Source organism: Bradyrhizobium cosmicum (assembly GCF_032290525.1).
In the GTDB taxonomy this organism is placed as follows: Bacteria; Pseudomonadota; Alphaproteobacteria; order Rhizobiales; family Xanthobacteraceae; genus Bradyrhizobium; species Bradyrhizobium cosmicum_A.
In genome coordinates this window covers 34,394-44,548 of record NZ_JASXTA010000018.1, presented here as the reverse complement: position 1 = coordinate 44,548, position 10,155 = coordinate 34,394, and the positions used below count along the sequence as shown (strand labels likewise).

Genomic DNA, 10,155 nt, shown 5'->3' with positions numbered 1-10,155 from the left:
AATACGGATTCACTCGCCAGAGCTGTGAATGACCAAGTTGCATCTTGATTATTTCACGCCAGCGCGCAACATTATTCCCGCGTTTTGAGTTGGACGATTATTTTCAACCGGGGGGAGTGTTATGGGTTTCATTAAATTTACCAAGGGCACCACGTTGAGCGACAAGGACCGCAAGGCCCTGCAAAAGCTGCTGGGCGCCGAGAAGAAGAAGCTCCAGTCCGCGCTCAAGGATGTCGACGCCAGCCTTTCGGTGCTGGGCGGATCAAAGAAAGCCAAGAAGAAGAAAAAGTAAGCTCGTCGGCCGGGACGCCGCACGAATCTTCAGGCTTCACTTTTTCGGATATGGGCCGCTCGCTCGTCGGGCTGGGGTCTCGCACAAGCTTGCGCCTGTAAACCGGCCTGCAAATCGACAAGAAATTGCCCGGGTGGACCGTTAGAAGCGGTCCGCTCAGTAGATTCTTGCTCAGTTATTTCTTCCGTCGGATAGGGGGCTTGCCTCCATTCGACGTCATGGGCCTAATTGATGGAAGACGACAGAATTGAACTGTTTGTCGGACTGATCGAGACCATTGACGCGCCGGGCGCGCTCGATGCGTGCCGACGGGTCCTCTCGGTCGACGAACGACTCCGCGCCGATCGCTTCATGTTCGAGCGGCATCGGCGGCAGTATATTTTCGCGCATGCGATGCTCCGCCTGGCGCTGTCGCGGGTCGCACCCGATGTCGGGCCTTCCGATTGGTCCTTTGCGGCCGGCCGTTATGGGCGACCGTTTGTCGCAGCGCCCACAACCTCCACCCCGCTCCATTTCAGCCTGTCCCATGCAGACGGTTGCGTTGCCTGCGTCGTGTCAGCGCATGAGACCGTCGGCGTCGACGTCGAAACCGTGTCACGGCGCGGCGCGCCACTGTCCACCGCGCTTCGCTTCTTCGCACCGGAGGAGGTCGAAACGCTGCGTGAACTGCCGGAGCCGGCCGCAATCGAGCGCTTCTTCGACTACTGGACGCTCAAGGAGGCCTATCTGAAGGCCAGGGGTTTCGGACTCAATTTGCCGCTCGACGCCTTCGCGATGCAGGTGTCGCGGGAGGCCATCGAGATCAGCTTCAAACCCGATATCGCCGACGATCCGCATGGATGGCGCTTCTCGCTGTGCTCGCCCTCGCCCTCGCATCGCCTGGCGATTGCCGACGGCTCCCGCGCGACCGGCGGCCTTCCCATCACCCGCAACGCCTGGCCGCTCCAGGAAGCGGCTGAATGACGCCGGCGCGGCTGCGCGTCTTTCCCGCGATCTCACGCAACCGCGATCCCAAGAAATATGTCGGCGAGTTGATGCGAGTCGCACTTCGCCGACCGCAACGGCTTCGAAGGCATATTGCTGTTCGAAGGCAACGACGTGTTCGTCGAGCCCTGGGCGATGGCCCAGCACATCATGGCAGCGACGACGCGATCTTCGCCGCTGATCGCGGTCAATCCGGTCTACATGCACCCGTTCACGGCGGCGAAATTCGTCTCGTCCTTTGCGCAGCTTCATGGCCGCAACGTCTATCTCAACATGATCACGGGGACCCCGCTCAGCGACTTGCAGGGGCTGGGCGACGATCAGTCGCATGCCGACCGCTATATCCGTCTGGGCGAATTCGTGGGGCTGATGCGCCAGCTGCTGGAAAGCCCCCGCCCGGTGAATTTCGAGGGCCGGTTCTACCGCGCGAGCAATCTGCAACTGCGTCCGCGTCTGCCGGCGGAGCCGATGCCGGAATTCCTGGTCGCGGGCCAGTCGGACGCGGCGCAGCGTGTGGCGAAAGAAACCGGCTGCATCAAGATGCAGATGCTGCCGCCCGATCTCGATCGCGGACTCGAGGCATCAGGGATGAATTTCGGCATTTTCGCGCGCGAGGGGCGCGAGGAGGCGCGGCAGGCGGCACGGGCGCGCTTTCGCGATAATGCCGATGATCGCGAGCTGCTCGCGCTCACGGTGGAGAACAGCGATTCCGTGTGGAAGCGGCGGCTCTACGAGGGCCAGAGCGGCGAGCTGGCGGAGAACGGCTATTGGCTATTGCCGTTCCTGACCTTCCAGGCCGATTGCCCCTACCTCGTCGGCAGCTACGACGAGATCGGCGCGAAGCTGAAGGATTTTGCGGCGAAGGGCCTGACCACTGTTATGCTCGACATGGCGGCGGACGAGACCGAGATGCAGCACGTCTGCAAGGCGCTCGCGGCGAGCGGGATGTTCTAGATTTCTTCTCTCGTCGTCATGGCCGGGATTGTCCCGGCCGCCACCCGGTACCAAGAACGTGGATGCCCGGGCCTTCGCCTCGCCGAAGCGGCTTCGGCCGCGCAGGCGGGACAAGCCCGGGCATGACGACCTCACACGAAATCGAATTCGTATTCCTTCACCGCGCCTCTTCAAACCCCGCCAGCACCGAGGTCAGGTTGGCTCCCAGGATATCCGAGAGATAACCACCCTCCTGTACGAACACGGTCGGCAGACCCATCTTGGCGATGGCCTGGCCGATGCGGCGGAAGCCGGGTGTGGTCACGGCCAACCCCTTCAGCGGATCGTGCTCGGAGGCATCCAGGCCGAGCGCGATGACGAGGGCGCCGGGCGCGAAGGATTCGATCGCCTTGCGCGCGATGTCCATCGCCTGCATGTAGCCGTCATCGCCGGTGCCGATGGGCAGCGGGATGTTGAGATTGGTGCCGAGGCCGGGGCCTTCGCCGCGCTCATGGGCATAGCCCCACACGTAAGGATAATACGCGACGGGATCGGCGTGGATCGACACCGTGTAGACGTCTGGCTGCGCGTAGAAAATGCCTTGCGTGCCGTTACCGTGATGAACGTCGACGTCGAGGATCACGACCCGCTCGTGCCTCTGCCGCAGATGTGCGGCCGCGATCGCGCTGTTGTTGAGGAAGCAGAAGCCGCCGGCCATGTCGCGATAGGCGTGATGGCCGGGCGGACGGCAGAGCGCGTAGGTCGCGTCCTCGCCGTCCATCACCATCTGCGCGGCGGTGACCGCAACGTCGGTCGCCGCGCAAGCCGCGGCCCAGGTGCCGGGGCCGATCGGCGCCGCGGTATCGGCGGTGTGCCAGCCGAGCTTGCCGGTGATGTGGGTGGGATAGGTCGCGGCATGACGTACGGGATGAATGTTGCCGATCATCTCCGGGCCGGAATCGCCGAGCGCGGTCCAGGCGTCCCAGGCCTCGCTCAGGAACGAAAGATATTCCGGGCTGTGAATGCGCGCGCGGGGCCCCTGCCCGAATGTGGTCGGCTCGACCAGATGATGCTTGCCGTCCTTGAGCCCCTTGAGCAGGCGGTCGGCGCGCTCGGGCTGCTCGGTGGTGCGCTTGACGACACCGCGCACCAGGAAGAATTGCGGATCGTGGCTGCGGTGCAGTTCGGTATGGACGGCTTTCACTCAAACACTCCGTGGTCGCTTTGAAAGTGCCACAGATGTCTTGATCGCTGCAGCGGCCAGATGCAAGCAAGAAGAATGCCGCCTCTGCCATGGCGTTCTGCGCAGGAAGCAGATCGGCTCTGATGCTCAGCACCGACCGCGCTGGAGGCAGTGCTCGCGGCCCTGCTGGTCGGTGCGAAAGGATTCGACGAAGCCGCCCTGGCGCTGGGTAACGAAGACGGTCTTGCCGTCGCTGCCGCCGAAGGCAAGATTGGTCGGCTCCTTCGCCCTGAGCGCAATCTCGCGCTCGACCGCGCCATTGGGCTTCATCAGCGCGATCGTGCCCTTGAGAATGCGCGCGACATAGAGACGGCCGGTAACGTCGGTGCGCAGTCCGTCGACAGTGTCGGGCTGAAACGACTTCACCAGCTTTGCCTCGGTGAGCTCGTTGCCGCTGATCGTGTAGGACCAGACCTGACCGCTGCTGGATTCGCCGACATAGAGCGTCTTGCCGTCAGGGCTGAGATCGATGCCGTTGGTGGTGCCCATCGCGCGCGGCGCCGCCATGACCTGCCCCTGCACCGATCCGTCCGCCGTCTTCGCGATGCGCCAGATGTGGCCTTCCCGGCCCTTCCAGTTCGGATCGCTCGCATAGATCGTGCCGTCGCGCGCAATCGTGATGTCGTTGGGCTGATTCATTTCGTCGGAATGAAACCAGACGGCGGGCTCGGTCGCGCCCTTCGGGATCGCGAAGACATTGTGCTTCTTGTAGTCGGCGATGAACATGGTGCCGTTGCGATCGAAGCGGATGGCATTGCCGACGCTTCCCTCGGGTAGGGTGGTGAATGGCTCCGACGCGGCACCGCCGACAGGCAGCTTGCCGATCGTGCCGGGCTTGCCGAGGTTGACGACGAAGAGATTGCCGTCGAGATCGGCGGCCGGCCCCTCGATGCCGAAGGTGTATTCGCCTGAAGGCGTCACCTGCACGCTTTCGAACAGCCTGGTTTCCGCCTGGGCCGACGTCGCGATGACGAGAAGGACGCTACTGCACAGGCACCAGAAATTCCTGCCGGATGTAATAGCCATCGCCGTCGCTGCACTCGCCATTCAGATAGGGATCGGCCGGCCGGAAGAAGCGGCTGAAGCCGGATTTGTCTACAGCGCTCCTTTGTGTCACGACGACGACGACCTTGGCGGCCGGTATTTCGCCGCATTCCTTGTTGGTTTTGCTGAAGAACTTGCGCTGTGGCGGGCCGGACTTGATCCGCATCCGCGTTCCGGGAACCATTTTCGCAACGAGCAGGTCGGCGGTATCGAGCAGGCCCGTGTAGCCAGGCTCGGTCCTGGGCAGGCTCTCGCCGCCCGGCGGCATCAGCTTTTCCGCACCGAGACCGCGAAGGCGCGTGCGCAGCCTGCCGGCATCGGGGTCCCCGGGATAGATCCAGCCGTCCTGCGACAGCATGAATCGGAGCACCGTGCTGTCCTTCTCCGCGTCCGATTGTCCCGCCTTCAGGCCGAAATCCGAATGGCAGCCGACGCAATGCTTCTCGACGAGGCCCTTGCGCAGCGTGCTGAGCCGGACGCGGTTCTGCGCGTCGCGCGCAACGAAGGCCGCGAGCTGGTCGATCATCGCCTGGCTGCGCGTGTCGCAAGGCAGCGGCTCCGGGGCATCGCCCACGGCGCGGTCGATGCGGATCACGGTCTGGTTCTTGTCCTCGACCAGCCAGATCGCGCCGTCCTCGGCGATCGTCATGCCGACCGGCGCGCCTTGCGGCCGCGCACCGTTGACGCGATGCCAGCCTGCGATCAGTTCGTCGAATGGCGCGGCGGCGACGTCGCCGGCCTCGGTCTGAAAGCTGTGGGTCGGGTCGGCCGCGCAACTGACGCGGTAACGCACCGGCGCCGGTGCGGGCTTCGGGAAGCCGTGGTCGTCGACGTCATAGACGAGGACGCGGCTGCCGGTCGGACGGTAGCCGTGCAGGCCGACCAGCAGCTTGCCTTCCAACTCCGGGAATTTCGCGCCGTGATAATAGAGCATCGCGAGCGGCGCGCCATGTGGCGGCAGCAGCGAGAACGGCGGCTTGTAGAGCGCATTGGCCGTGCAGAGCGACTTGTAGACCCCGGATTGCAGCACGAGCCTGAATTCGGGGCTCGGCGTCGACAGGTCGTAGCAATAGGGCCAGCCATAATGGCTGCCCTGCTCGATCGCGTTGATCTCCTCGTTCGGCTTGAAGATGTCGGGCAGGTCGCGGCTGTTCTCGCCTTGCAGGAAGGCGTAGCCAGCATCGGGAAAATTCGGATGCAGCGCCAGCGCCATCGAGTTGCGCAGGCCGCGCGCATAGACGGTGTGCGGCGGATCGCGATCACCAGGCTTCAGCGCCGGGAAGACGCCGCCTGCGGGCGGCGTGAACAGCCAGATCGACGCCATCGCGGACGCACCCTCGGCCGCCGCGCAAGGTCTGGTGATCGGCGCCGGCGTGATGCAGTCGTCGCTGTGCGAGCCGACATTGACGAACAGCCGCCCGTTCCTGTCGAACACAAACTGCTTGAGCGGATGCGCGCTCTCGTCGAGCCTGGTGCCGTCAGGCAATGTGATCCGGCGGCCCGGCATATGGCGGATGATGGTCTCGACCGTGCTCCGTGGATTCTCGGCGAGCGGATCGAACCGGAAGATCGTCTCCGCGCTCGAGGCATAGAGCTTCCTGTCCGGGCCGATCACGAGGCCGAACGGGTACTCAACACCCGTCAGCAGCTCCTTGAGTCGCTGTCCCTGGGGCGCGCGCGGATCGAGCTGCAGCAGCCGTCCATCGGTGTGGCCCCAGCCGCCCATGTCGGCGACCACGAACAGGTCACGGCCCGGCACCTGGACGATCGAACGGGGAAATTTGAGACGATCCTCTTCGCTGGCGACGAGACCAGCGCAAAATCCCGCCCTCATGTCGATCTGGATTCTGGGAAAAGCGAGATCGCCACTGCCGCAGGTGTCCGCGCCGATGGCATAGCCGCTCTTCCTGACCGGCTCGGACGAGGCCGGGGCGACGCCAAGCAGCGCTGTAGCGGTGACCGCTGCGAACAAGCGCAGATTCCAGCGTTCGCTCCCGAATGTGAACTGGTTCACGGTGGTCCCCGACCTTCCGCGCAACTTGTTCCATGCCGCCTCAGCGTCGTCCAGCTGGTCATCACCCGCCTGTGATTAAACCTGTAACGACCTTCGTGCCGACCAATCTCCGTAGATTCCCTTACCGGGCTCGGCCCGAATGTTTCGCGAAGGCTTCGGGTGGTATCGGTTTGCCATCCCAATCGCTCCCAACAGGAGACGCATATGGTCCAGGTTTACTTTCACTGCTCCAACGCCGACGGCACGCTGATCGATCGCAGCGGCACCGCAGTGGCCAGCCTGACCGAGGCGCGCGACCGTGCCGCCCAGATCATGAACTCGATGATCCAGACTCCGGGTGCCGAAGACTGGCGCGACTGGGTGATCCATGTCAGCGGTTCTGACGGCGAGGAGATCTTTGATCTTCCCTTCACCGCCATGCTCGGCAAGCCGCATTGAGGTGAGGCCATGTTGCTCGCTTCACTGAGCCTGCTCCGCCAGCCCCTGACCTTCGTCGCCACCAAATGGCAGACGCTGATCCGAATCGCGGGCAACCCCTACCGCCCCGAGCTTCACTACATGCGCGGGCCTGGCCCGAAATGGCACGCCAAATATCATGCCAGCCGGCTGGACCGCAGGCTCTGAGCGCAGCGGCTTCGCCGCTTTCCAGCTGATCTCTGTCTCTTCGTCGTCATGGCCGGGCTTGTCCCGGCCATCCACGTTCTGAGGACGCAAAGACGTGGATGCCGGGTCAGGCCCGGGCATGACGAGTGCAGGGGAACACTCCCCACCTTATTTCCCCGTAAATCTCGCCTTACGCTTCTCGACGAAGGCCTTGCGGCCTTCGATGGCATCGGCGCTCCTGCGGATCGTGGCCTGAAGCTCGATCTCGCGTCGGAACTGCGCCTCGTAGGTCGCATGCTCGCTCTCCTCGACCAGCGCGCGGGTTGCGACCAAAGCGCGCGTCGGCCCGTCCGCGAGGCGACGTGCCAGGGCCAGCGCCTCGTCCATCAGCTTCGAATCGTCGACAACTTGCCGCACCAGGCCAATCTCCTGCGCACGTTCGGCCGTCAGCGGCTCGTTCAGCAGCATCAGCTCGAGCGCGCGCTGCCGGCCGACCAGTCGCGGCAACAGCCAGGTCGAGCCGAGATCGGGCACCAGCGCGATGCGGCTGAACACCTGGATGAAGCTCGCCGACCGCGCCGCGACAATGATGTCGCCGGCCATCGCGAGACTGAAGCCGCCACCTGCCGCGACACCATTGACGGCCATGACGACAGGCACACGGCATTCGCGTAGCGCCCTGAAGGCAGGCCAATAGAAGCGCATGACTCCGGCGGCGATGTCTTCACCCAGTGCTTCGGATGCCTTCAAATTCTGTCCTGAGCAAAAACCGCGCCCGGCGCCAGTGAGGATCAGGGCGCGGATGTCCTCGTTCCGCGTCATCTCGGCGATGGCGGCGGCGAGCGCGCCGAGCAGGTCCGGCGTCATCGCGTTCAGGCTCGCCGGCTCGTCGAGCGTCAAGATCCCGACGGCGCCATCCCGCGCCTGTTTCACACCTGCCATGTCGCGTCCCCCTTTGGATTGTTCTCGTTTGCCGCAATGTGCCATTGTCCGCACGCTTCGCCAACCAAGACAACCGACGACAAGACGCAAGACGAGATCATGCCTCATCAGTTCAGCCTCAACCAAACGGTCCGCAAATCCGCCGTCACATCCAAGGGCGGTATCGTTGCCTCGCAATCACGGCGGGCAGCCGAAGTGGGGGCGCAAGTGCTGGCGGCGGGTGGCGACTGCGTGGATGCGATCGTCGCGACCACTTTTGCGCTGAACGTGCTGGAGCCCTGGAACAGCGGCATCGGCGGCGGCGGCGCCATGGTGCTCTATCGCGCCAAGGACAATCGCTACGAGGTGATCGACTACGGCATGTGCGCGCCGCAAAACCTGCGCGCCGCCGACTATCCGCTCAGCGGCGAGGGAGCGGCCTCCGATCTGTTTCCCTGGCAGCGGGTAAAGGACGACCGCAACATCCACGGCCCCGGTTCGGTCGCCGTGCCAGGCGTCGTCGCCGGCATGGAGGAGGCGCATCGCCGCCATGCCAAGCTGCCGTGGAAAGACCTGGTCGCGCCGGCCGTCGCCCTCGCCGGCGAAGGCCTGCTGGTCGATTGGTGGACGACGCTGACGATCGCGGCGTCGGCGGCCGATCTTCGGCGCTATCCGGGAAGCGCGGCGACGTTCCTGAAGGACGGCCTGCCGCCGAGCGCGCCGTGGGGCATCAAATCCGAGACGCGGCTGCCGCTGGACAATCTGAAGGCGACGCTGTCGCATCTCGCCGCAGCCGGTCCGCGCGATTTCTACCAGGGCGATCTCGCCAAGAGCATCGCGTCCGACATCAAGGCCGATGGCGGTTCGCTGTCGGTGGAAGATCTCGTTGCCTTCCGCGCACACCTGCGCGAGCCGCTGGCGATCCCCTATCGCGGCGGCAAGGTGTTTGCGACGCCGGAGCTCACGGCCGGGCCGACGTTGGCACATGCGCTCCGCCTGTTGCAGCAGAATCTGAAGCCGGCGGGCACGCCCGATGCGGCCGCCTACGGCGAATATGCGCTGGCCCTGCAATCGGCCTATCGCGAGCGACTCGAGGACATGGGCGACGCCGACGGCAAGCGCTCGCTCGGCGCCGAATATCTGGCGCCGGCCTGCACCACGCATTTCTCCGTCGTCGACCGCCACGGCAACATGGCCGCGGTGACGCAGACGCTGCTCTCGTCATTCGGCTCGAAATATGTGACGCCGCACACCGGCATCGCGATGAACAACGGCATCATGTGGTTCGATCCGACGCCAGGCATCACCAACTCGCTCGCAGCAGGCAAGCGCTGCCTCACCAACTACACGCCCGTCATCGCCGAAACCACGGATGGCAGGCGGCTCGCGGTCGGCGCCTCCGGCGGCCGGCGCATCCTGCCGTCGGTGATACAGCTCGTGTCCTTTGCAATGGATTTCGGCATGAACCTCGATACCGCCATCCACCAGCCGCGCATCGACGCCAGCGAAGGCGCGACCGTGATCGGCGACTCGCGCCTGCCGGCGGATACGCGCAAGTCGCTCGCCGCACGCTTCGACTACGAGGAAGCGCGGGTACAGTCCGTGCCGCAGAAATTCGCCTGCCCGAGCGTGGTGATGCGCGTAGGTGATACGAATTCGGGTGCGGTCGAGATTTTTCAACCTTGGGCCGACGCGGTGGCGGAAGGCTGAATCCACCAGACAAAACGCGCGTCCGCGACAACGACGCGGACAATGGCCAGCGCGCGTTGAGCCAATGCGCCAATGCGTATCCAGGCGAGCGTCACGACTCCCCCGCATTTGCAGGGAACTTACGTGCGCACGGTTCGTTCGTTGAACGGACAAATGCGCTCGCCCCACTGGAGGACATGATGAAGAAACTTGCGCTCGCCGCGTCGCTGATCGTTGCTGCCGGCCTCACTTTTGCCAATCCCGCGCTCGCCAAGGGCGGCCACGGGCATGGACACGGTCATGGCCACGGACACGGCCACGCGATGGGCCATCATCACCATGGCACGCCGCCGGGATGGTACCACGGACGCAAGGTCGGCTGGCGCGGTCACGGGTGCCCGCCCGGCCTGTGGAAGCAAGGTCGCTGCTGAA

General features: G+C 64.6%; 10 protein-coding genes and 1 pseudogene. 7 read left to right on the top strand and 4 right to left on the bottom strand.

What is annotated here, in order from left to right; genetic code table 11:
* Positions 1-121 precede the first annotated feature (121 nt).
* The 3 genes and pseudogenes from QSV46_RS28205 to QSV46_RS28195 all read left to right on the top strand — a co-directional run bounded on the left by QSV46_RS28205 (position 122) and on the right by QSV46_RS28195 (position 2,230).
* Positions 122-292 (top strand): hypothetical protein, encoded by a 171-nt coding sequence (locus QSV46_RS28205; RefSeq protein ID WP_314959245.1) that lies wholly within the window; start codon positions 122-124, stop codon positions 290-292.
* Positions 293-523: 231 nt separating this feature from the next.
* Entirely contained in the window at positions 524-1,255 is a 732-nt protein-coding gene (locus QSV46_RS28200) for a 4'-phosphopantetheinyl transferase family protein (RefSeq protein WP_314959243.1), read from the top strand.
* A pseudogene (locus QSV46_RS28195) lies at positions 1,252-2,230 on the top strand (LLM class flavin-dependent oxidoreductase). Before QSV46_RS28200 ends, QSV46_RS28195 begins: the two are co-directional and overlap by 4 nt.
* A gap of 157 nt (positions 2,231-2,387) precedes the next feature.
* On the opposite strand, the gene QSV46_RS28190 reads toward QSV46_RS28195, so the two are convergent.
* The 3 genes from QSV46_RS28190 to QSV46_RS28180 all read right to left on the bottom strand — a co-directional run bounded on the left by QSV46_RS28190 (position 2,388) and on the right by QSV46_RS28180 (position 6,510).
* Positions 2,388-3,413: a histone deacetylase family protein gene (locus QSV46_RS28190; protein WP_314959242.1), complete on the bottom strand. Its 1,026-nt coding sequence runs from the start codon at positions 3,411-3,413 to the stop codon at positions 2,388-2,390.
* A 126-nt stretch (positions 3,414-3,539) separates the two neighbouring features.
* Complete coding sequence (locus tag QSV46_RS28185) at positions 3,540-4,478, bottom strand: SMP-30/gluconolactonase/LRE family protein (RefSeq protein ID WP_314959241.1); 939 nt, start codon at positions 4,476-4,478, stop codon at positions 3,540-3,542.
* Complete coding sequence (locus QSV46_RS28180; protein ID WP_409997214.1) at positions 4,435-6,510, bottom strand: PQQ-dependent sugar dehydrogenase; 2,076 nt, start codon at positions 6,508-6,510, stop codon at positions 4,435-4,437. Before QSV46_RS28180 ends, QSV46_RS28185 begins: the two co-directional genes overlap by 44 nt.
* 204 nt (positions 6,511-6,714) lie before the next feature.
* Between QSV46_RS28180 and QSV46_RS28175 the strand changes: the two genes are divergently transcribed.
* Both QSV46_RS28175 and QSV46_RS28170 read left to right on the top strand, forming a co-directional pair.
* Positions 6,715-6,948 (top strand): DUF6894 family protein, encoded by a 234-nt coding sequence (locus QSV46_RS28175; RefSeq protein ID WP_314959240.1) that lies wholly within the window; start codon positions 6,715-6,717, stop codon positions 6,946-6,948.
* Positions 6,949-6,957: 9 nt separating this feature from the next.
* Positions 6,958-7,134 carry a hypothetical protein gene (locus QSV46_RS28170; RefSeq protein ID WP_314959238.1) on the top strand — a complete coding sequence of 59 codons (177 nt, stop codon included), beginning with the start codon at positions 6,958-6,960 and terminating at the stop codon, positions 7,132-7,134.
* A 147-nt stretch (positions 7,135-7,281) separates the two neighbouring features.
* Here the strand turns inward: QSV46_RS28170 and QSV46_RS28165 are convergent, their stop codons facing one another.
* Positions 7,282-8,055, bottom strand: a complete 774-nt coding sequence (locus QSV46_RS28165; RefSeq protein ID WP_314959236.1) for an enoyl-CoA hydratase-related protein — start codon at positions 8,053-8,055, stop codon at positions 7,282-7,284.
* 99 nt (positions 8,056-8,154) lie between these two features.
* On the opposite strand from QSV46_RS28165, the gene QSV46_RS28160 reads away from it, so the two are divergent.
* Both QSV46_RS28160 and QSV46_RS28155 read left to right on the top strand, forming a co-directional pair.
* On the top strand, positions 8,155-9,744 hold the full coding sequence (locus QSV46_RS28160) for a gamma-glutamyltransferase family protein (RefSeq protein WP_314959235.1): 1,590 nt from the start codon (positions 8,155-8,157) through the stop codon (positions 9,742-9,744).
* Between the two features lie 176 nt (positions 9,745-9,920).
* A complete protein-coding gene (locus QSV46_RS28155) occupies positions 9,921-10,154 on the top strand; it encodes a hypothetical protein (RefSeq protein ID WP_314959233.1) in 234 nt (77 codons plus the stop codon).
* Position 10,155: the final 1 nt, after the last annotated feature.

Bases quoted from the DNA above. Each gene is read 5' to 3' on its own strand.
- QSV46_RS28205 (WP_314959245.1), top strand. From the start codon at position 122: ATGGGTTTCATTAAATTTACCAAGGGCACCACGTTGAGCGACAAGGAC.
- QSV46_RS28175 (WP_314959240.1), top strand. From the start codon at position 6,715: ATGGTCCAGGTTTACTTTCACTGCTCCAACGCCGACGGCACGCTGATC.
- QSV46_RS28200 (WP_314959243.1), top strand. From the start codon at position 524: ATGGAAGACGACAGAATTGAACTGTTTGTCGGACTGATCGAGACCATT.
- QSV46_RS28185 (WP_314959241.1), bottom strand. From the start codon at position 4,478: ATGGCTATTACATCCGGCAGGAATTTCTGGTGCCTGTGCAGTAGCGTC.
- QSV46_RS28165 (WP_314959236.1), bottom strand. From the start codon at position 8,055: ATGGCAGGTGTGAAACAGGCGCGGGATGGCGCCGTCGGGATCTTGACG.
- QSV46_RS28160 (WP_314959235.1), top strand. From the start codon at position 8,155: ATGCCTCATCAGTTCAGCCTCAACCAAACGGTCCGCAAATCCGCCGTC.
- QSV46_RS28155 (WP_314959233.1), top strand. From the start codon at position 9,921: ATGATGAAGAAACTTGCGCTCGCCGCGTCGCTGATCGTTGCTGCCGGC.
- QSV46_RS28170 (WP_314959238.1), top strand. From the start codon at position 6,958: ATGTTGCTCGCTTCACTGAGCCTGCTCCGCCAGCCCCTGACCTTCGTC.